Source organism: Algoriphagus sp. Y33, assembly GCF_014838715.1.
Taxonomy (GTDB): domain Bacteria; phylum Bacteroidota; class Bacteroidia; order Cytophagales; family Cyclobacteriaceae; genus Algoriphagus.
The window spans coordinates 5,230,348-5,250,259 of the sequence record NZ_CP061947.1 but is presented as its reverse complement, the minus strand read 5'-3'; the positions used below and the strand labels follow the sequence as shown (position 1 = coordinate 5,250,259).

Here is a 19,912-nt window from a genome sequence, read left to right as displayed (position 1 = left end):
CTATTCATGTTATCAAATTGTTAAGTAACTACAATTCCTCTTCTAAAAGACAGTTTCACCTTGTTTTTCGCAAAAAAATTTCAACTTTTGCCCAATATTTTATTAAAAATTTGGAATCTCGGATAGTCCCCTCTACCCACAATTTAGACCCATAACCTTAGCTAAAATATTCTTAAACGGGATAACTTCTGAATCTGCTAGATGGAGCGCTTGGAGAATGAAAAAGACACAGTAAATAAGACCAAAAGCTATCTGATGATGCTTTTGGCACTCGTGCTATTCATCTTTGCAATAGATCTGCTCACTGTAGCGATGAGCAACCTGAACAATGTGGTAGCTGAGAACATACTTCAGGCCACCAGAAACCCATTCGTCAGCCTGTTTATCGGACTACTGATGACGGCGCTGATTCAAAGTAGCTCCACCGTGACAGCTAGCATAGTCGCCGTAGTGGCATCCGGCCATCTTACTCTGGAACAGGCAACACCTATGGTGATGGGTGCCAACATCGGCACTACCCTGACTTCTACGCTGGTATCGCTCTCTTATATTATGAATAGAAAACAATTCAAGCGAGCACTATCCGCAGGCATGCTTCATGATATTTTCAACATCTTCACTGTTATTATTTTGTTGCCGTTGGAAGTTTACTTCGGCTTTTTATCCAAAATATCTATCAGGATAGCACATTTTTTTTTACCGAATGAACCCTATTCCGGCCCTATAGTGTACAATAAGGTCTTCACTAGGCCCATTTCAGAATGGATCACTGCTGCTATAGACATCCCATTTCTAACGACGATTCTTTCGATTTTCTTGGTTTTTGCAGCCATTAAGATCTTGTCCACCTCGGTTTATAAAGCATTTGTGCTCAATAGCTTCCAAGACATCAACAAGCTGATTTTCAAAAATCCCTATATGGCTTTCTTATATGGGACTTTCTTCACAGCTGCTGTCCAATCCAGTACTGTCACTACTTCGTTGGTGGTTCCGCTGGTCGCCAATAAAAAAGTGTCAGTAAGAAAGGCGTTTCCCTTTATTATCGGAGCCAATATAGGAACCACAATTACAGCAGCGATTGCAGCTATTTACAAATCCGAAGCGGCCATTGCACTGGCCATTGTCCACTTTCTGTTCAATTTTATTGGTGCACTTATTTTCCTGCCATTTCCAAGGTTGAGAAATATTCCGGTGTTCTTGGCTATGTTTATGGGCAAAAAATCAGTAAAAAGCAGATTTTTGGGCTTTGCCTATATTCTACTGACTTTCTTCATCATTCCTTTTCTGCTGATCTACTTCAGCAATGATTGAGAATTTCTCCAGGAATCCATTAATGCTTTTGCCGAACTGGTTCCTATTCTATCCGCACCCGCTTTAATCAGATCCTGCGCAAAGTCAAGTGTTTTTATCCCCCCACTTGCCTTGATACCCACTGAAGAGGACAACGTCTCCCGCATCAGTAAAACATCACCTACTTTGGCTCCGGCAGAAGCATACCCTGTGGATGTTTTTACAAAATCTACTCCTGCATCCTGACAGATCATGCATGCCTCTACGATCTGCTTTTCATTCAGATTGCCGGTTTCAATTATAACTTTCAGGATTCTCTCTTCTTCATGACAAATCTTTGCAATTTGGGCAATTTCGATCTTTGGCCAGTTCATCCCCGAATGATAAGCCGTCTGAGACCAAACCAAATCCAATTCATCGGCACCTTGCCGTATAGCTTCCCTGGTTTCAAAAACCTTGGTAGCCGTGTCAGAATAGCCAAAGGGAAATCCGATTACCGTTACCAATTGAATATTCTCTTCACCTAAGTCTCTTCTCACCTTTTTCAACCAAAACGGCGGCACACATACTCCTACGAATTGCTCTTCGATAGCATCTCGTACCAGAAAATCCAAATCAGTGGCGCTCATGGTGGGCTTCAAAAGGGTGGATTCTAAAAATCGATTCAGATTATTCATGTTGATTTACAAATTCTGTCAGGTACATAAACTCTATAGTCAAATCTCCATCGCGAGCTATAGTAGCTCCCTCCAAAATGCCTGAATTCTCTTCCATAAGTGCTGGAATTACCCATTTCATCAGCTGAACTCCAAACTCCCGGCTTGCCTCCCTTGGTAGCTCACAGGGCAAATTATCAATTGCCATCACTGAGATACTCGTCTGGCTGCCAAAGGCGTGGATTTTTTCGCCTGATTTACGATCCACATCATACACAGGGTCGGTAATCGTAGTGGAAGAAATTGTAGTGGGAATAGCCCCTCCCACATCACAGCTGACATCAGCGATCACCGAAAGCTGAAAATCCTCCCCTGCAATATCATTCAACGCAAATAAACGAGGAGCATCAGGATTCCAAAAAGCTCCGGAAATCAGCATTTCTCCCGCTTCTGCATACTTCAGAAAATGACTTTCATACCGCTCCGGAAAAGTATAGAATTCCTGCTTATCAAACCCTCCGTCAGATTTCCTCCTATTGTAATCTGAAGAACTCAATTTCACGTATACCGGCTCATCAAAATACAGATGTAAGAAGTCATGTGCCGACACTTCCCGAATCTTCAGGGAATGCAATATCTCCATCGCCCCATTGCCCACACGTCCTGTCCCTGTCAGGATTATTTTAATAGGCGGCAACTGCACCTTGTCAAGTTCTCTATGAAGCTCATGAAGGTTTTTGCATTCATTCGCACGCCTGAGATCAAAAAGAGCTGTCTTCTTTCCATAGGTCCAAAAAGCATTATAAGCACCGACGATTCCTGCCCATCTTCCAAAGGCAACAACTCTCCTTCCTTCCTCATCCTTTAGTGCCTCATAATCAATAAGTCTAATTCTCTTTTCCAAGATTGTCCTAAGAAGCTTTCTGTTAGAGGGCTGTTTTTTGATAGTATGGGAAAAGAATAAGTATGTCTTACCCTCTATCAACTGGTTAATGGGTACCTCTTTCACTCCAAATAGCACGTCACAGTCGGAAATATCTTCCACCACATCAATTCCCACGTCGAGAAATTCCTGATCGGTAAATGCACGTAAGGGGCTGGATTGCACAAAAAACTTAAGCTTGCCAGTATAATCCTGCTGAATAACTTTCAGCTGATCAGGAGTAAAAGGAACTCGTTTGTCAGGAGGGTTTTTTCCTTCGCGGATTATTCCGATTTTCATAAAAATTTTAGTTACTCTGGAAATTACTATACCCAAATGAATTATGTGCTGCTAGGGCTGAGTTGGGCCGTATTCTATTCACTTCATTCTTTTCTGGCTGCAACCAAGTTAAAAAGAATTCTGCAGGGAAAATTGGAAAATGCCTATAAATGGTATCGCCTGGTTTACACCTTGATATCTATTTTCTTAATCTTAGGTATCACAATCCAAGCGCTGGTAATTCCCAAAACCATTCTACTATCTAAAAGTGTCTTTACCGATTATCTGGGCTACATGTTGGCAGGGTTTGGTACTATCATCGTTACAAAATCAAGCAAAAATTACTCATTGAAGCGATTTCTGGGTCTTGCTCCATTGGAAGTACATGAGGAAGCATTGATCACCACCAGTCTTTATTCCAAAATCCGCCATCCACTGTATGCCGGGCTCATATTGATTTTTCTGGGCTATTTTTTGTTTGCCGGCACATTAAGTTCGGCCATTCATCTAGGATGTTTATTGCTCTATTTACCTGTAGGGATATATTTTGAGGAAAAAAATCTTGTAGCACAATTTGGTGAAACCTACCATAAGTACAAGTCTGCCACTCCTCCAATCATTCCAAGATTTCGGTGAAACAAATTGGCCGTACTTAAAAGTGAAACTTTTGCTAATCAAGCCTTGGCAAGCTCAGCTTGTATTTCATAGAAAGCAATCTGATCGCAATAATCACGGCAATGGAAACCAGCAAGTTGACATCTCTTGAAACTCCGAAAGAATTTAAAATTAGGTAGAATATTGCGCCTGCAAGGCATGCCGAAGCATAAATTTCCTTTCTGAACAAAATGGGTATTTCGTTGGTCAAGGTGTCGCGTATTACGCCGCCCATCACTGCAGAAAACATACCCATAATCGCAGCAATCTCAGGTCTTACACCCAGACTCAAAGCCTTTTCTACTCCCAAGACAGTAAAAAAAGCTATCCCAAGTGTATCAAAAAGAAAGAAGGTCTTACGGAGCTTACTCAGGAAATTCGGAAAAATAAATGCTGCCAAGATTCCTACCAATATTGAATAGAGAAAATTCACATCGCCAATCCAAACAAGCGGATAACTATCAAGCAAAATATCCCTGAGCGTCCCACCGCCTATAGCGGTAATAAAGCCTGTGAATCCCGCCCCAAACATATCGTGCTCACGCTCTCTGATTGCCAAAGCGCCGGAGATCGCAAATACAAAAGTTCCAATCAGCTCAAGTCCGTATTGTAAATCCATTAAAAATTTATATTTCCAATTTCTATAAACATCATATAGCCGATGTTTTTGTCTCACAAACATTCAAATTTATTTCGGTTCGTGTCGCACGAACCGAGGCGAGAGTTCAACCTCTCTTTTCCATCACAAAAACTCCCATGGCGCGCTGACCATGTACCAAAACAGATTTTGGATGTTCCAAAAGTCTCATGCCCATTTCTTCCAATTTATCCAACTGATTCTGAGTCAACAAAAATCTCACGGAACCATCAGGAAGCAAGTATTTACCTTCCCCCACCGATTGGCTTTGTTCCAACATACCGCCAAAAGCTGTCGTCATCCTAAACCATAAAATACCGCCGGGCTTTAGCACGCGCAACATTTCACTGATCATCTGCCAGAAAGCGGATTCATCCTGAGCAAAATGAAGAACTGCGGAACAGATTACTGCATCAAACGCCTTTTGATGAAAAGGAATCTCTTCCAATCCACCCACTTGGAAGCGATAAACGTCGTAACTCTTGTCCAGACTGCTTGCCATATACCTACAGTACTGAATAGCCGTTTCGTCTCGATCAATTCCAAATATCTGATATCCTCCATTGATGAAATACACAGCATTTCTACCTTCTCCACAGCCGGCATCAAGAATCCTCATATCTTTCGAAAACCTGCCTTTAAGAATCTGATCCAGTAGATAGATATCTATATTTCCAAGTAATTTATTCAGTTCGGAGATTCCCATTTTCCCAGTTGTCTAAGGCTTGAATCGCTTTTTCACGGCCGATTTCTATCAGCTCCTCCGCACGGTAAAATTCCAACGTTCCGGCTTGATTTCTGGCAACTTGCACAGTAACATCCACCTGATACTTTTCAATCAATAAGGCAGAAAACCGGTCTTGAAGCAGATCAAACGAGCGAGTCATAAGTCCAATCGAACTGAGCGAAGTAGGCCTTTCTATTTTATCTTGCTCAGGAAAGTATTGCCGCATTTTATTTCTATACTCGACCATCCATGCAGGCATAGAAATGAATTTCCTACCTGTAGAATCTTTCTTCGGAGGAACTACCAATTCAGAATCAGCAGCATTTAGACCAACGACAACGACTATATTTTCATCAGCTTGCTTCAACAGTGAAAGAGGTACCGGATTTAAAACTCCTCCATCTACCAACTCATAACGATGGTACCTCGCTGGTTGAAAAACTGTAGGAATACTTCCCGAAGCCCGGATGGCGGCATACAAACTCCCTTCCCTAAAAACCACTTCTTTTCCGCTTATATAGTCAACGGCATTGCAATAGAAAGGGATGCCCAAGTCTTCGATCTGGCAATCTTTAATCACTTTTTTCAAGGCATTATATACCTTATCACCCTTGATAAATCCTCGGGTAGAAAATGTGAAATCCATCAAAGAAAAGACATCCAACCTATCCAAATGGCAAATCCAATCCTTAAATTCCTCCATTTTGCCCGCTGCATACATGCCTCCGACAAGGGCTCCTGCTGAGCAACCTGCAATTTCGGCAATATGATATCCGCGCTTCTCAAGCTCCTCGATCACACCTACGTGCGCTAATCCCCGGGCTCCGCCGCTGCTCAAAACCAATGATACTGATTTGCCTTTCTCCATACTAATTAGGGAATAAACAACTAAATTGAAGCCGAAAAACCTACAACGAAAGTACACATTTATGCGTCAATTTAAACCCTTTCACCTAGCCTTCCCTATCCGGGATATTGCGGAAACCAGAAAATTCTATGGAGAACTTCTTGGTTGTGAAATAGGAAGAAGTACTGACAAATGGATCGATTTTAATTTCTTTGGACATCAGCTTTCAGCACATGTCAAACCGGAGGAATTGGCATTGGCGCACAGCAACACTGTGGATGGCAAATATGTCCCTGTTCGTCATTTTGGCGTAATTTTGCCTTGGGAAGAATGGCACGAACTTGCCGAGAAATTGAAAAATCACGGAATTGAGTTTGTGATCGAGCCATACATCCGCTTTCAGGGCGAAGTTGGGGAGCAGGCTACTATGTTCTTTCTAGACCCGTGTGGCAATGCACTGGAATTCAAGTCCTTTCAGGATGAAACTCAGATTTTCGCCAATTAATTAATCGTTTTGAAAAACCATTACCTCAATTCGGCAATCAATCGTACAATCACAATTCAAGGTAAAGAATGTCTTTATTTCAGCGGAACCTCCTATCTGGGAATTGCACAGGACAAGACTTTTCTGAATGCCCTATCAGACAATCTCTTTCTTCTCGGAGCTAATCATGGACAAAGTCGAATCAATAATATTCGTTTGGAGATTTTTGATGAGTTTGAGGATTACTTCTCTAGCAAAGCAGGAGCCGAATCCGCTGCCGTTTTCAGTTCGGGATATCTGGCAGGCATAGCAGCGTGGAAATCAATGCATAAGGAAGCTGATGAAATATGGATAGCTCCTGATGCACATAGTGCTGTAGTCCCTGACAATTATTTCCAATCTATACAATTTAATTTTATACAATGGAAAAATCAGTGTTTAGAACAATCTGAAGCCCTTCCCCCCAGAGAAATACTTCTAATAGGCAATGCTGTAGATCCATTTCTTTGCGAAATCCATTCATACGATTGGGTGAAAAAAATCGCCCAAAAGCATAAAGTAAGCCTTCTGATAGATGATAGTCACGCTTTCGGAACGTTGGGAAATAGCATATATGGCACCTACCGCCAATGGCTAGATCCCTCTTTCACTTTGCTGGTATCAGGTTCTCTGGGAAAAGGGCTGAGCTTGCCCGCGGGAATCGTTTTGGGAGGTGGAGCTCAAATCTATAAAATCAAAACAACACCCCTGTTTGGTGGGGCTTCTCCCGGCTCACCGGCTCATCTAAAAACATTCCTGGACACTGAGGAACTCTACTTAAAGAAAAAAGACTGGCTACAGGATGCCTGCAGAATTTTTGCCCAGGAAACAGCCAATATTTCTCAAATCCTAGGTAGCAGCTATTTCCCTGCATTCGCATATACAGACCCTACCTGGTTGGCTGAACTGGAAAAAGCAGGAATTATAACCTCTTCCTTTCCATACCCTACACCCGAAAGTCCCAGTATAAACAGAATCGTGATTTCAGCATTTCATGAACCGGAAGACTTGAAATATCTTAATCAACTACTACAAGATCTGTCGCGATGATAAAGCATTTTGCACAATTACTACTCTTGGTTGCTCTGATCACCTCATGCGCTCCGAAGGAAAAAACACCCTTTGAAGATGGTCTTGCTGATTACCCCACACTCAAGAAAGTTCTGGAAAATGTAGAAAAATATCAAGTTCAACTAATCTATACCCAAATCGACCGAAACGAACATGGCAATGCCCTGTTCACTGATTATACAGTAAATCTAGACGATAAGCGATATTTCTATCCCGCATCGACCGTCAAATTACCTGTTGCTATACTAGCGCTAGAGTGGCTAGAAGAGCAAAACATCGAAAGTCTGACTGCCAAGACAAGCATGCTGATTGATTCGGTCCGTCCTTCCCAAGTTCCGGCTTTGGTAGACTTCTCTTCCAAAGACTCTCTTCCCAGCATTGCACATTACATCAAAAAGATTCTTTTGGTATCAAACAACGACGCCTATAACCGCTTATACGAATTACTGGGACAGGACTACATCAACCAAAAACTGAAAGAAAAAGGACTGGAACAAACCATTATCAACCACAGGCTCAGCTTTTCGGCCAGTCCAGAAGAAAATAGAATCACCAACCCCGTTCGTTTTGTGGATTCAGTTGGCAATACTATTCTGACCATTCCGGAACGGGTTACTGAAACTGACTATTCAAATGTCGACAACCCAGTAATCGGAAAGGCCTTTTACCTGGAAGATTCACTGGTGCAGCATCGAATGGATTTCACCTTTAAGAATAAGCTTGCACTGTCAGATCTCCATGGTATAGTGGAAAGAATAATTTTCCCCACGTCATTTGTGGAATCCGAACGTTTTAGCATCACGGAGGATCAAAGAGCATTTGTTTTGAAATACATGAGTATGCTTCCTGCTGAGAGTGATTTTCCTGCATATCCTAAGCAAGAATACTGGGATACCTTCTCTAAATTTTATCTGGATAGAAACGATAAAAAAGACATCCCTAGAAACCTCCGCCTTTTCAATAAAACCGGACAAGCTTATGGGCATTTGATAGATGCAAGTTATTATGTCGATTTTGAAAAGGGTGTAGAGTTTTTTGTCTCAGCCGCGATTTATGTAAACGAGAACGAAACACTCAATGATGACCGGTATGAATATGAAGAAATTGGCTTTCCTTTCTTTGCAGAATTAGGAGATTATCTTTACAAATTAGAATCTAAACGAAAAAAGACGGTTCCCGCAAATTTAAACCTGTTCAAATTTGAGTACTAGAAAAAAAGGAACTGACATAGCCAAAGAAAACAGCCAGCTTATGAAACAGAACAGCATGCCATTTTTATACCGTTCATTCTTCAATTTTTGGCTGGTCTTAATCCTTCCAGCCGGAATTATCACTGCCATCGTGACTTATCTAATTTCCCAAGGCTCACTTGACTCCGATTTATTTAAGTTGCCTTCTACTTATGCGAAATTTTTACTATTTCAAGTGATATTCGGCACTTGGATGTACTATAGAGATTACAAACCAAAGTCGAAGAAATTTAGAGAAAAACCCTGATCCATTTCAGGGGGTATATTCAGAACCAAAATGAAAAAACACACATCCAAGCGTCCTTCTATCCAAAAGAAAGCACCATTTATTTACCGATCGTTTATAAATTTCTGGTTGGTCGTTGTCCTCCCTGCTACGTTAGCAGCATTAACTATTTCCAAGCTGTATTACAATAATACCATAAATTTTGAGCCTTTGGCGCAGCCTTCAACTTGGCTTTATTTAGCCATTCTTCAAGTATTCACCACGTTTTTTAGCTATATCTGGGTATTTCGAATTAAGGCTAAAAACTATAGGAATTAGAATTTCTGCAACTTTAGAAAAATCAGAAATGTATCTTAGGGTAAACAACAACCCAAGATGAAGAACCTGAGCTACTTTCTATTCCTTTTGGCATTCTTGCCTACAATTACCTTTTCTCAAAACCTAGCCGAAAAGCTTGGATATCCTGCCGACACCAAACTTCTAATTATTCACGGAGATGATGTGGGAGTATCGCATTCTCAGACCAAAGCAACTTTTGATGCGATGAAAAAGGGACTGGTGAATTCCACCAGTATGATGGTACCTACGGGATGGTCTGCAGAAGTGGGCGAAATGGCTAAGGAAATACCTGATGCGGATATAGGAATCCACATCACCCTTACCAATGAATGGCTTAATTTCAACTGGGGGCCTGAAGCTGGCAGAACAGCAGTCCCGGGTTTGGCCAATGAAAAGGGACATATGTATCCTGACTGTGCCCAAGTAACCGCAAATGCCAGCCCCGAGGAGGTAGAGAAAGAAATCCTTGCGCAGATCAAAACGGCAAACCAGATGGGAATCACTCCCACACACTTGGATTCACATATGGGCTGCGTCTTTTTCGGTCGCCCCGAATACCTGGCCTCATATCTCAAAATCGCTCAGGAACTGAAAATCCCGGCCATGATCAACCAACAAATGATAGATGGAATAGTTAAAAACAATCCAGTGCTTTTTTCAGAAATTGAAGTGGATAAATTTCCTCTAGTCGACAAGGTTATTATGGCTGAGTCAAAAGATTATGCATCAGGAATGGAGACTTTTTACTCAGATGCGCTAAACAATATCCAGCCGGGACTGAATGTGATTCTTATCCACTTAGCCTTTGATGACGAAGAAATGAACGCTGTGACGAAAGGACACGACTCCTTCCATGCTCCCTGGAGGCAGACAGACTATGATTTCTTCACCAGTGATAAAGCCAGAGAATTAATAGAAAAGAACAACGTGAAACTGGTAACATGGAGAGAAGTTGGCAAAACAATGTAGTTTTAAGGCAAAATCAGTATGTCATGTTCCGCTACCTTTTCGCTGTTCTCACTCTTTCTTTACTGAATTTTGCCTGTAAGAGACCGCAATCCGAGGAAGCTCTTCTTTTGAAAAGTTTGGAAAAATTGCCTTCTGTCGAGGTCAATGACGCATCCGAATTCTCATTGGGAAATAAGAAAATCTTAATCAGCGGAAAGCAACACGCTATTTCTTTGAAAACCATACAACTATTGAGTGGTTTCTCCGCTGCTGTCAAAAGGGAAACTGAATTAATCTGCCTAAATTCTCCGGATAGCTTCATTGAATATCCTTTTGCTGCGAAAACACATTTTCAACTTGATGAAGAGAATTTGGAAATACATCAACTCCAAATTCTCAGCCAAGATAAACTAGGAGCCACGTTGCTTTATTACATTAAGAATGTGGGCAATTCTCCAAAAAACATCCAGTTCCAATTTCAAGCCAATACAGATCTCAAACCCAGCATATTGATGGATAGCACCTTCGGAAACAATTCAGATGACCGCATTATTTTCGATGAAATGACTGGAATTTTCACCGCCAAGGATAATGAAAATGATTGGTATGTAGTCTGGGGAAGTGCTGTGGGTCTGAACTTGAACCCTATTAATTCAGATTGTATTACCCAAGTATCCGAATTGGGAGCCCGTGCAGGATTTGAAGTTTCCCTGACATTGGCTCCACGGGACGAACAGGTAATTCCCATTTTCATCGCCGGGTCAGATCAAAATGAATTCACTGCTATTCAAACCTTGGCTGATCTTCGAGCTGATCTTTTTTCAGATTGGGATGAAAATTTTGCACGGATAGATTCTCTGACTAAAACTGCCAAGATCACAATTCCTGATCAAGAAATTCAGGATGCCTACGACTGGGGAAAGTATACGGTTGGTTTATATCAATTTACTAACACCGGTGGACCTACAAGCGCAGTAAGTAATCCGGATGAGCTTCTTCTAGTCCTCAGTAAGCTTAGTAGGGAATTTATTTCTCAAATCGACAGGCAGTTATTTTTATTGGATAAAGACAAACCAAGACATATCAATCCTTCCTGGGAGCTGATTCAACCTATGAGCTTGCTGTTGATGGGAATTCATGGGGACGCAGAAAATCGAGTAACTTATATTCGTCCAAATTTCCCGAAAGATTGGAAAGAAGTTACTGTCGAGAGTCTATGGATCGAGGATAATAAGCTTAACATTACTATTAGTTCCGATGATAATCAAATCGTCGTAGAAGTTAACCAAAGCCAAAAGAAAGCGGGTATTTCTATTGAACTTCCCGAGGAATTCTCAAAGATGAAAGTTCTGGGCAAAGAAGTAAGCTCAGATACCAAAGAAGGATTTCGAAGAATCTTGATGACAGGGGCGCATGTGAAAATTGAAGCTAAAAAAGAATAAGGTTCTAGTTAGTTTCCCCAAAAGCCGTGAGCATCAAACTTCTACTCCCACCGTTTCTACGGAATTCGCACAGGTAAATTCCCTGCCAAATTCCCATGGCAAGTTTTCCACCGGAAATGGGAATTTGGAGGCCGGTATCAAAAAAACTGGCTTTAATATGCGCCGGCATATCATCCGGCCCTTCATAAGTGTGGATAAAACGTGGATAAGATTCTGGAATTAATTCATTTACAAACATCTGAAAGTCCCTTCTCACAGTAGGATCAGCATTTTCATTGATAGTCAAGGCGGCCGAAGTATGCTGGATAAATACCTGTAAAAAGCCCGTTTTGATGAGGGCTATTTCCGGTATAGCATCTTCTACTTCTTCGGTGATCAGGTGATACCCCGAAGGAAATGACGGCAAACGAAGTTTATGTTGGAAAAATTGAGTCATAAAACGAAGGTGGAAAGCAGACCATTCATTTACTATAGCATCGGTGGAAAGGAGAAGGGACTAATATTCACCACTTTTCCGTAGGATCTACAGAGCTAAGTAAAAGAAATGTCCTAAGACTTTATTTTATCTCTTCCGGAAAATCAAGTTGGGTCCATCACATTCACTCCAGCTGCCGGATATAGTCGTGGGATCCAATACTGCAAATGGCTCATAATTCTGCCCACAATAATGAATAAGGTTTCTCCCTGATTCTTCATTAAGCTTAAGGGATTCCTCGTCATAATTCAGCGAAATATAAGTTCTATCGCTTGTGGTATTATCCACTTCATAGGTTCCGGTCAAACGATGCGTTCCAATGTTTTTCACAAATGAACCGTTTTTCTCCAACCTATAGTTGTAAACCGTATCGGTTATTGGCATTAGTTGTGGATCAGCAACCCAAGCACTTTTATAGCCTATCAAAGTCCATTCCTGCGGCATTTTTGATACATCAGGGTTATCCGACTTTTCACATGCGAGAAAAACAAATGAAAGTAAAACGACAAATAAATACTTTTTCATAGCAATTAGGTTTGATAAGATTTATGGTTTAAGATTTTACTTTTTACGGGAGCTTACACTCCAGCCGCCGTCTACCCAAAACTCCAGATCTTACTCTCCTGACAAGAAAAAGGCAGCAAATAGACTAAATATAGATGACTTCATAAAATTTGGATTTATAGAAAAGACCAGCATATATATCCCTTACGAAACACCTCCTCAAAACGCTACAGATCAGATCTTTTCGATGAAATTTTCTAAGCTTCCAATCTCATCGATACTAATTCTCACTTTGTCTCCCACCTCGAGTGTAAAGTCATCCGGTACGATTCCCGTTCCTGTCATCAGAAAGCAGCCAATTGGAAAAGTATTCGCACGGAAAAGCCAATCCGCCAATTCCTGCGGTTTACGCTTCAGCTGGGTCAGGGCTGTTTCCCCTGAAAATGCCAAAACATCCTCTCTGAAAATCTCCAATCGGATGGTAGCCGTTTCTTCGATGGCTTTATCCGTGATAAAAAGACAGGGGCCAATCGCCGCACAACCTGCATAAACCTTCGCCTGAGGCAAATAGAGTGGGTTTTCCCCTTCTATGCTTCTACTACTCATATCATTCCCGCAGGTGTACCCCTGAATTTTTCCCGAGGGAGAAATCACCAAAGTCAGTTCCGGCTCGGGCACATCCCAGGTAGAGTCTTTTCGGATATTTACCGTAGTTCCGGGTGCCGATACCCGACTAGCAGTTGCTTTGAAAAACAACTCCGGTCTATCTGCATTATAGACTTTGTCATAGAAATCCGCTCCACCGGCATCTTGAGACTCTTCCATTCTAGCTGTTCGGCTACGGAAATAAGTCACCCCTGCCGCCCAAATTTCCTGGTTTCCCATCGGTGCCAAAATTCCCTTCGCAATCAATTCATAGCCTTCTTCCGGAGAAAGGGTTTTCCACGTTTTCGATTCCTTATTCAGGTAATCTTTTAGGTCTTCTCGAGCCAGTAGGGCATCCCAATTTATTTCCGGGCCGAAAAAAGCTTCAGTTCCATTAAGCAAAAGTGTGCCCGAAGGCAATTTGTAAATTTTCATAGGTTAATAGGGTTTGGTTAGAAATTTAGGAAAAAGAATCGAGAGAAACGTAAAAAAAGGAAAGGAAAGGCTTATTAACTAACCGGTGTCTTATGACTAGTCAAAAACGGATTTCCACTCCCCTGATTTGCTAAGCAACTTTTCACCACTACCTTTGCTATTAGATCATAGGGGGTGCCTTAACAAAACGGGCTGAGATCATACCCATACGACCTGATCCGGGTAATGCCGGCGAAGGGAAATGAACAAACGTTGCAAGCAGCAAAATCAAAAAATCTAGCCGGTTTCTGGATTTTGCCAATGCGGCAGGGTAAACAAAAAACGGCAAGCTTCCCTAAAGCTTTCCAATGTTTCACTCAATCTCCCGCAAGGGAATTATTACACATGAAAAAAGTATTTCTTGGACTGGCTTTATTCTTGGGCTCAATTTCAGCTTGGGCACAACAAAGCCTCAGCGGAACAGTGATGGACGCATCATCCGGCGAAGCATTAGTAGGAGCCTCAGTATGGGCAGAAAACCAGGGTAAAGGCAGTGTAACTGACGAAAATGGTCTTTTCACCATAAATAAATTGCAAGAAGGGAAACTAGAACTACGCGTTTCTTATATCGGGTACAGCACATTCAAGCAGACGCTGGAGGTGCCATTTTCCGGAAAACTTAACATACGATTAAACCCGACAGATCTGATGACGGAGGAATTTATCGTATCAGCTACCCGGGCATCCCAAAGTACTCCCACCACCTTTCAGGAGATAACTAAGGAAGAACTCGCCATAAGGAATCTTGGACAAGACATTCCAATGTTGCTTAATTTTACCCCTTCGGTAGTTACACATTCTGATGCCGGCGCAGGGATCGGTTACACAGGAATGCGAATTCGCGGTTCAGACCAAAGTCGGATCAACGTAACTGTAAACGGTATCCCCATGAATGATGCGGAATCCCATGGTGTGTTCTGGGTAAATATGCCTGACTTCGCCTCTTCTGTGGATAATCTCCAGATTCAGCGTGGGGTGGGAACCTCCACAAACGGTGCAGCTACTTTTGGTGCAAGTTTAAACTTCCAAACGGACACAAGACAGGATGATGCCTATGCACAAATTGACAATTCAGTTGGTTCCTTTAATTCGCGAAAACATACAGTTAAGGTAGGAACAGGGCTTTTGAACAATCGCTTTGCGGTGGATGCCCGCCTTTCAAAAATAGCCTCTGACGGATATGTAGACCGGGCTTCTTCAGACTTGAGTTCCTACTTCGTCTCCGCAGGATATTATGGAGAAAATCATGTCCTAAAGATGAATGTTTTCTCAGGAAAAGAAAAAACTTACCAAAGCTGGTATGGGCTACCAGAATCAAAACTTGAAGAGGACAGAACCTTCAATTACTACACTTACGAAAATGAGACCGACAATTATCAGCAGGATCACTACCAATTAATATACGCAGGTAAACTAGGCAGCAATTGGAAAGTAAATGGTGCGCTGCACTACACTTATGGTCGCGGATATTATGAGCAATATAGGGAAGATGATGACTTTTCCAGCTATAACCTGCCCGATGTCATCATCGGAGATTCTACGATCAGCAGCACAGATATTATCCGGAGGCGATGGTTGGACAATGACTTCTACGGTGCCGTTGCTTCTATTAACTATATCTCTGACAATGGAAAATGGGATGTAGCTTTAGGTGGTGGAGCCAACCGCTACGATGGGGATCACTTTGGAGAAATCATCTGGGCCAGAATCGCCGGAAATACTGACATCCGGGATCGCTATTATGACAACAATGCGGTCAAAGATGATCGAAACATCTACCTCAAAGCTACTCACGAAGTTTCTGCCGGTTTAAATCTCTTTGGAGACCTGCAGGTAAGAGGGATCGATTACTCCTTTGTGGGGGTGAATGACGATGGGAGAATTGTGGATGGAGAAGAAAAGTACACCTTTTTCAATCCCAAGTTGGGGATGAGTTATGAGAAAAATGACAAAACCTTGTATGCAAGCTATGCTGTGGCAAACCGTGAACCTACACGGGCTGACTTTACAGACAATCCAATTACCGAAGTCCCCAGAGCTGAACGGCTAAACAATGTAGAGGCTGGAATCAGAGCGCAAAGCGGCAAGTTCAATTACAATGCAAATTTCTATTACATGGACTATAAGGATCAGCTGATCCTTACCGGGCAGATCAATAATGTAGGTGCCTATATCCGGGAAAATGTACCTAATTCTTACCGTGCAGGAATAGAACTGGATGGTGCTTATAGACTTTCAAAGCGGTGGACTATTGGTGCTAATTTGGCTTTGAGCCAAAATAAGATCAAGGAATTTACTGAATACATAGATGATTACAGCACGGATGAGTTTACCCAGGAACAGATTTCTTACTCAGACACAGACATCGCCTTTTCTCCAAATGTGGTTTCCTCGGCAATAATCGAATTTAAACCGGTGAAAAATTTATCCCTGAACTGGATGAGCAAGTATGTAGGCAAACAGTTTCTGGACAATACCGGAAATGACAGCCGCGCATTGGATGCTTTCTTGACGAACGATTTCCGCGTGAGTTATTCGGTTCAACCGAGGTATTTCAAAAGTATTGAACTGAACCTGATGGTCAATAATATCTTCAATGAAATGTACGAGCCAAACGGCTATACTTTCAGTTATTTCGTGCCTGGTGAAAGCCAAAAGGAATTGGTGACAGAGAATTACTACTACCCGATGGCCGGCACCAACTTTATGTTGGGCTTGAGCCTAAAGTTCTAGAAGTAAAAAACCAAAAAGAAGCATGGACTCACTCAGAACGATTCTGAGTGAGTCCATGCTTTATTTATTTAGGTCAATCTAGGCGACATCCCATCTTTTTACTCATAGTCGGGAATGTTTTGACCTAGGATAATATCCCTGCGAATCGTAAGCATATCATGGACTTGGATTGGTTTCATAATACCGGATCCGCCTCTATTAGCCATTTTTCTCCTCATTTCAAGGGTCAAGATCGGATCATCCTCAAACACAAAGTCATCAAGATAATAAGCAGTTTTTCCCGGTTCCTTAATGGTGGCATGGATATGCTCAGGCTCATCTCTAGTCGGATATGCCCCTGGCCTAAACGTGAAAAAAGTATACTTCCCATCCTTATCTGTTTTCACCCATCCTCTAATAATACCATGACGCTTTGCCCAGCCTTTTTCATTTCCGCAGGTTTGATATTCTCCTTTCCTGTTGGTGTGATAGATATAGATAATCACATTGGCAGCAGGAGTTTTTCCGTCTTTATGAAATACGCTGCCGATTATTTCCAATTTCGGCTTATTTTCGAAATAAAGAGGGAGGGTATCTACAGGACTAAGCTTCTTATCTCCAAATTCAAAAATAGCTTCACAGCCTTCATAGCCCCCACCGACGAATCGGTCATTTTTAGAAGAGTTTGTTTGACTTTGGCAGGCATAACTAACTTGCAGGAGTAACATTAGAATGGCGATAGTGAGATTTTTCATGTGTTTATAATTGTTTTTCAATGGTCACATGGAATCTCGCATATGGGATAATCATCCCAGTGTGTGTCGTCTTCGACATGCTCGATTTCATAGTTTGGCTTTTTCCAAAAGTTTAGAAAAATTCGTCCCCCTAAAAAATCAAATCACCCCAGCAGAGGATAAATTACCTCAAGACGATTGATGTGAGGTAAATCTCTGCCTGAAGTTATCGAGATAATTTCTGCTCAACCGAAGCTCCTGCTCATTGGATAGCCGGATATCATAGTCACCGTTTAAGCGTGATTTGTACGACACTACTTTACTGAGATTAATGATCGTGGATTTGTGAACTCTTACAAATTTCTCCGGCGGTAGACGCTCTAAAATTGACTTGAGCGTAGTTGTTTGGAAATATTTCTTTTCTGAAGTATGAATAGCAACGTAGGGTACTTCTGCCCTGATATAATAAATCTCTTCGGTTTTGATAACATTTTTACTCCTTCCTGAATCCACAATTATCCGTTTCAGCTGGTTTATTTTAGCCGTTTCTTCAGCTTTCAAGCTCTCCCTACGCAACAGCACCAATGCAAGCACCGAATAAATCAGCAAGTATTTATACAAATCCTGTGCAATCGTATAATTAAGGTTTGCGAAAAAGCTAAAGGTATGGTCATAGAATAGTGCAGAAACCACATGGACCATCCCCGCAAAAAGTAGGATGTGTAAAAAAGAGGCGAGGAGGATGAAAATAATCCTTTTTACCCATAGCACATGTATTCGGGCCAGAGTGGCATTCTTTGTAAAGGCTCTCTTGAAGATAAGGGCCACCGGTAGAATCAGAATCCAGAACATATTAAAAAGAAAGGATTCTGAGGCATAAAAGGAATAAGCATTGTACCGTGAATGCAAATAATCCTGAAAGATCGTCACCAGCAATACCAAAATCAGAACGACTAGGTATTTTAGTGTCGCTTTTATTCTGAGCTTCTTTTCTTGGAATATCGGACTCATCAATCTGCCTATTTGTTTCGTCTATAATTTACCCAGTTGAATTTTCTGTGACCTGTGCGGACACAGAATCCATTAACCCTTACGCTAGGAGCTAACTGAAAGTAAGGAAAACAGCTTCTCATTTACATAGTAATTCCCTGTGCCCAGTTTCTCCTTTCGCAGTACTCCATCTTCTGCCAGCTTATTAAGATAATTTGCGGCAGTAAAGAAAAGCTATAGTTTTTTTACATAGTCAAAAGATTTTTCGATTCTCTTTACATATACGTGATGCTATGTCAAGCTGCTTTACATAATAAGAATCGGGGATGAAAGAACTGTAGACAGACAAAGTCCAAAATCAGCGGTGATCAGCGTTTTCAATCAGCGATTATCTGCGGGACAGATCAGCGGCCATCTGCGGGAAAACACCCCCATCAATCCGGAAAAACATTCTTGTCCATTCCCGGTACAATCCGCAGCGCATTTTTGTAATACAACTTCTTCAAAACCTCATCAGATAGTCCTAGACCATACATAGCCCAAAAAGCATGGTACTTTTTGTAGTAAGGAAAATACTCATCCTCCGTCTCAAGGACACGGAAATAAGTATAAAACTCCTCCTTGTTATAAGCATCCTTTCCGAACAGTACGCGATCTTGGTATTTTTCAAAAAATTCCTTCGCTCTTCTCGGCTGCCGTCCAAACTCTGCGATCACGGCGCCGATGCCAAAGTTTACATTCGGATATTTCTCCAAGTGGGCAGAAGCTGCCTCCAGATCATTAGCCATCCAGCCCATGTGCGCATTGATAAAAGTCGTCTCCGGATGCTTCGCAAACACATCGTGCTGCTCAGCCATAATCTGCTCAAAGGGTGCGGGATTATCAGCTCCTCGTTGGCGGTTTGGATGAGTCTTCAGCTCCAGCCACCGCTCATTGGTAGGATCCATTGGCTGCCAGAATTGGGCAGGATCAGCTGAATGGATGATCACGGGAATTCCCAATTCTCCGGCTTTGTCCCATACAGCATCCAAATCGGGATGATTTACAGGCACTCTCTTCCCCTCAATATCAGTTACATTCAACCCCAAGCTTTTATAAATTTTCAATCCACTTGCTCCAGCGGCTACATCCTCCTCCAATTCCTTAACTGCTATCCTTGTCCAATTCTCATCCCCAAACCCTGCAAAATTTAAATTGGTAAATACCATAAACCGCCCCGGAGCATAGGCATTGAACTCCTTCAGCATGCCCTTTATGTATTCTTGCTGTGCATTGCTGTCTCCCCGACCAAAACCCCTACCGCTCAAATTTACCATAACACCCATATTGAGTTCATCCATTTCCGCAATCAGTTCTCCGATTCTTTGCTCGTTGATCCCTCCTTGATGACTGTGAATATCCACAAAAGGGAACTTAGCCCGCTGCACCGGATGCTCTGGGACTTTGAGTGTGGAAGGGGGATTATACTCTTCAAAACTCATGTCTTGAGCCATTGCAGCACAACATATCAGTGAAAAAAAAGAACTAATCAAAAATCGGGTAGAAGTCTTCATACGATGTTTTTAGA

General features: G+C 41.9%; 21 protein-coding genes, 1 pseudogene and 1 riboswitch. Of the genes and pseudogenes, 10 read left to right on the top strand and 12 right to left on the bottom strand.

The annotated features are described in order from the left end of the window. Nucleotides 1-201 precede the first annotated feature (201 nt). Entirely contained in the window at nt 202-1,311 is a 1,110-nt protein-coding gene (locus ID165_RS21525) for a Na/Pi symporter (RefSeq protein ID WP_192347483.1), read from the top strand. Here the strand turns inward: ID165_RS21525 and deoC are convergent. Next, nucleotides 1,293-1,967: a deoxyribose-phosphate aldolase gene (deoC, locus tag ID165_RS21520; protein ID WP_192347482.1), complete on the bottom strand. Its 675-nt coding sequence runs from the start codon at nt 1,965-1,967 to the stop codon at nt 1,293-1,295. The two genes, ID165_RS21525 and deoC, sit on opposite strands and share 19 nt — an antisense overlap. After that, a complete protein-coding gene (locus ID165_RS21515) occupies nt 1,960-3,168 on the bottom strand; it encodes an NAD(P)-dependent oxidoreductase (protein ID WP_192347481.1) in 1,209 nt (402 codons plus the stop codon). Before ID165_RS21515 ends, deoC begins: the two co-directional genes overlap by 8 nt. 36 nt (nt 3,169-3,204) lie before the next feature. Here ID165_RS21515 and ID165_RS21510 point away from each other — a divergent pair, with 36 nt between their 5' ends. Continuing rightward, nucleotides 3,205-3,783: an isoprenylcysteine carboxylmethyltransferase family protein gene (locus ID165_RS21510; protein WP_192347480.1), complete on the top strand. Its 579-nt coding sequence runs from the start codon at nt 3,205-3,207 to the stop codon at nt 3,781-3,783. Between the two features lie 34 nt (nt 3,784-3,817). Here the strand turns inward: ID165_RS21510 and ID165_RS21505 are convergent, their stop codons facing one another. From ID165_RS21505 to ID165_RS21495, 3 genes are all read right to left on the bottom strand, one after another. Continuing rightward, nucleotides 3,818-4,420 (bottom strand): trimeric intracellular cation channel family protein, encoded by a 603-nt coding sequence (locus ID165_RS21505; protein ID WP_192347479.1) that lies wholly within the window; start codon nt 4,418-4,420, stop codon nt 3,818-3,820. 106 nt (nt 4,421-4,526) lie between these two features. After that, a complete protein-coding gene (locus tag ID165_RS21500) occupies nt 4,527-5,144 on the bottom strand; it encodes a bifunctional 2-polyprenyl-6-hydroxyphenol methylase/3-demethylubiquinol 3-O-methyltransferase UbiG (RefSeq protein ID WP_192347478.1) in 618 nt (205 codons plus the stop codon). Then, nucleotides 5,122-6,033 (bottom strand): patatin-like phospholipase family protein, encoded by a 912-nt coding sequence (locus ID165_RS21495; RefSeq protein WP_192347477.1) that lies wholly within the window; start codon nt 6,031-6,033, stop codon nt 5,122-5,124. The genes ID165_RS21500 and ID165_RS21495 overlap by 23 nt, the downstream gene beginning before the upstream one ends. Before the next feature lie 61 nt (nt 6,034-6,094). Here ID165_RS21495 and ID165_RS21490 point away from each other — a divergent pair, with 61 nt between their 5' ends. The 7 genes from ID165_RS21490 to ID165_RS21460 are packed head-to-tail and all read left to right on the top strand — an operon-like array spanning nt 6,095 to nt 11,811. Beyond that, on the top strand, nt 6,095-6,517 hold the full coding sequence (locus tag ID165_RS21490; RefSeq protein WP_192347476.1) for a VOC family protein: 423 nt from the start codon (nt 6,095-6,097) through the stop codon (nt 6,515-6,517). A gap of 9 nt (nt 6,518-6,526) precedes the next feature. After that, nucleotides 6,527-7,585: an aminotransferase class I/II-fold pyridoxal phosphate-dependent enzyme gene (locus ID165_RS21485; RefSeq protein ID WP_192347475.1), complete on the top strand. Its 1,059-nt coding sequence runs from the start codon at nt 6,527-6,529 to the stop codon at nt 7,583-7,585. After that, the gene (locus ID165_RS21480; protein ID WP_192347474.1) at nt 7,582-8,817 is read left to right on the top strand and encodes a serine hydrolase; all 1,236 of its coding nucleotides are present in this window, start codon (nt 7,582-7,584) and stop codon (nt 8,815-8,817) included. The genes ID165_RS21485 and ID165_RS21480 overlap by 4 nt, the downstream gene beginning before the upstream one ends. Continuing rightward, nucleotides 8,807-9,103 carry a hypothetical protein gene (locus tag ID165_RS21475; protein WP_192347473.1) on the top strand — a complete coding sequence of 99 codons (297 nt, stop codon included), beginning with the start codon at nt 8,807-8,809 and terminating at the stop codon, nt 9,101-9,103. Before ID165_RS21480 ends, ID165_RS21475 begins: the two co-directional genes overlap by 11 nt. Before the next feature lie 30 nt (nt 9,104-9,133). Further along, nucleotides 9,134-9,400: a hypothetical protein gene (locus ID165_RS21470; RefSeq protein WP_192347472.1), complete on the top strand. Its 267-nt coding sequence runs from the start codon at nt 9,134-9,136 to the stop codon at nt 9,398-9,400. Between the two features lie 57 nt (nt 9,401-9,457). Further along, nucleotides 9,458-10,390, top strand: coding sequence for a polysaccharide deacetylase family protein (locus ID165_RS21465; RefSeq protein ID WP_192347471.1), 933 nt, complete (start codon nt 9,458-9,460; stop codon nt 10,388-10,390). Between the two features lie 23 nt (nt 10,391-10,413). Beyond that, nucleotides 10,414-11,811, top strand: a complete 1,398-nt coding sequence (locus ID165_RS21460) for a hypothetical protein (protein WP_192347470.1) — start codon at nt 10,414-10,416, stop codon at nt 11,809-11,811. A 4-nt stretch (nt 11,812-11,815) separates the two neighbouring features. Here the strand turns inward: ID165_RS21460 and ID165_RS21455 are convergent, their stop codons facing one another. The 3 genes from ID165_RS21455 to ID165_RS21445 all read right to left on the bottom strand — a co-directional run bounded on the left by ID165_RS21455 (nt 11,816) and on the right by ID165_RS21445 (nt 13,870). After that, nucleotides 11,816-12,247 (bottom strand): secondary thiamine-phosphate synthase enzyme YjbQ, encoded by a 432-nt coding sequence (locus tag ID165_RS21455; protein ID WP_192347469.1) that lies wholly within the window; start codon nt 12,245-12,247, stop codon nt 11,816-11,818. A 126-nt stretch (nt 12,248-12,373) separates the two neighbouring features. Further along, nucleotides 12,374-12,811, bottom strand: coding sequence for a hypothetical protein (locus ID165_RS21450; RefSeq protein WP_192347468.1), 438 nt, complete (start codon nt 12,809-12,811; stop codon nt 12,374-12,376). Nucleotides 12,812-13,024: 213 nt separating this feature from the next. Then, nucleotides 13,025-13,870 (bottom strand): fumarylacetoacetate hydrolase family protein, encoded by an 846-nt coding sequence (locus ID165_RS21445; protein WP_192347467.1) that lies wholly within the window; start codon nt 13,868-13,870, stop codon nt 13,025-13,027. A gap of 160 nt (nt 13,871-14,030) precedes the next feature. Then, a riboswitch (TPP riboswitch) is annotated at nt 14,031-14,127 on the top strand. A gap of 127 nt (nt 14,128-14,254) precedes the next feature. Here ID165_RS21445 and ID165_RS21440 point away from each other — a divergent pair. Then, nucleotides 14,255-16,642 carry a TonB-dependent receptor gene (locus ID165_RS21440; RefSeq protein WP_192347466.1) on the top strand — a complete coding sequence of 796 codons (2,388 nt, stop codon included), beginning with the start codon at nt 14,255-14,257 and terminating at the stop codon, nt 16,640-16,642. A gap of 98 nt (nt 16,643-16,740) precedes the next feature. Here ID165_RS21440 and ID165_RS21435 read toward each other — a convergent pair whose 3' ends face one another. From ID165_RS21435 to ID165_RS21425, 4 genes and pseudogenes are all read right to left on the bottom strand, one after another. After that, nucleotides 16,741-17,376: an intradiol ring-cleavage dioxygenase gene (locus ID165_RS21435; protein ID WP_192347465.1), complete on the bottom strand. Its 636-nt coding sequence runs from the start codon at nt 17,374-17,376 to the stop codon at nt 16,741-16,743. Between the two features lie 168 nt (nt 17,377-17,544). Beyond that, the gene (locus tag ID165_RS21430; RefSeq protein WP_192347464.1) at nt 17,545-18,366 is read right to left on the bottom strand and encodes a LytTR family DNA-binding domain-containing protein; all 822 of its coding nucleotides are present in this window, start codon (nt 18,364-18,366) and stop codon (nt 17,545-17,547) included. Nucleotides 18,367-18,450: 84 nt separating this feature from the next. Next, nucleotides 18,451-18,558 (bottom strand): annotated as a pseudogene (locus ID165_RS27165) (hypothetical protein); the annotation flags it as partial. 221 nt (nt 18,559-18,779) lie between these two features. Next, entirely contained in the window at nt 18,780-19,898 is a 1,119-nt protein-coding gene (locus tag ID165_RS21425; protein ID WP_370539711.1) for an amidohydrolase family protein, read from the bottom strand. Nucleotides 19,899-19,912 lie beyond the last annotated feature (14 nt).

Coding starts and splice junctions, on each gene's coding strand:
- ID165_RS21525 (WP_192347483.1), top strand. CDS start 202: ATGGAGCGCTTGGAGAATGAAAAAGACACAGTAAATAAGACCAAAAGC.
- deoC (WP_192347482.1), bottom strand. CDS start 1,967: ATGAATAATCTGAATCGATTTTTAGAATCCACCCTTTTGAAGCCCACC.
- ID165_RS21515 (WP_192347481.1), bottom strand. CDS start 3,168: ATGAAAATCGGAATAATCCGCGAAGGAAAAAACCCTCCTGACAAACGA.
- ID165_RS21510 (WP_192347480.1), top strand. CDS start 3,205: ATGAATTATGTGCTGCTAGGGCTGAGTTGGGCCGTATTCTATTCACTT.
- ID165_RS21505 (WP_192347479.1), bottom strand. CDS start 4,420: ATGGATTTACAATACGGACTTGAGCTGATTGGAACTTTTGTATTTGCG.
- ID165_RS21500 (WP_192347478.1), bottom strand. CDS start 5,144: ATGGGAATCTCCGAACTGAATAAATTACTTGGAAATATAGATATCTAT.
- ID165_RS21495 (WP_192347477.1), bottom strand. CDS start 6,033: ATGGAGAAAGGCAAATCAGTATCATTGGTTTTGAGCAGCGGCGGAGCC.
- ID165_RS21490 (WP_192347476.1), top strand. CDS start 6,095: ATGCGTCAATTTAAACCCTTTCACCTAGCCTTCCCTATCCGGGATATT.
- ID165_RS21480 (WP_192347474.1), top strand. CDS start 7,582: ATGATAAAGCATTTTGCACAATTACTACTCTTGGTTGCTCTGATCACC.
- ID165_RS21470 (WP_192347472.1), top strand. CDS start 9,134: ATGAAAAAACACACATCCAAGCGTCCTTCTATCCAAAAGAAAGCACCA.
- ID165_RS21465 (WP_192347471.1), top strand. CDS start 9,458: ATGAAGAACCTGAGCTACTTTCTATTCCTTTTGGCATTCTTGCCTACA.
- ID165_RS21460 (WP_192347470.1), top strand. CDS start 10,414: ATGTTCCGCTACCTTTTCGCTGTTCTCACTCTTTCTTTACTGAATTTT.
- ID165_RS21455 (WP_192347469.1), bottom strand. CDS start 12,247: ATGACTCAATTTTTCCAACATAAACTTCGTTTGCCGTCATTTCCTTCG.
- ID165_RS21450 (WP_192347468.1), bottom strand. CDS start 12,811: ATGAAAAAGTATTTATTTGTCGTTTTACTTTCATTTGTTTTTCTCGCA.
- ID165_RS21445 (WP_192347467.1), bottom strand. CDS start 13,870: ATGAAAATTTACAAATTGCCTTCGGGCACACTTTTGCTTAATGGAACT.
- ID165_RS21440 (WP_192347466.1), top strand. CDS start 14,255: ATGAAAAAAGTATTTCTTGGACTGGCTTTATTCTTGGGCTCAATTTCA.
- ID165_RS21435 (WP_192347465.1), bottom strand. CDS start 17,376: ATGAAAAATCTCACTATCGCCATTCTAATGTTACTCCTGCAAGTTAGT.
- ID165_RS21430 (WP_192347464.1), bottom strand. CDS start 18,366: ATGAGTCCGATATTCCAAGAAAAGAAGCTCAGAATAAAAGCGACACTA.
- ID165_RS21425 (WP_370539711.1), bottom strand. CDS start 19,898: ATGAAGACTTCTACCCGATTTTTGATTAGTTCTTTTTTTTCACTGATA.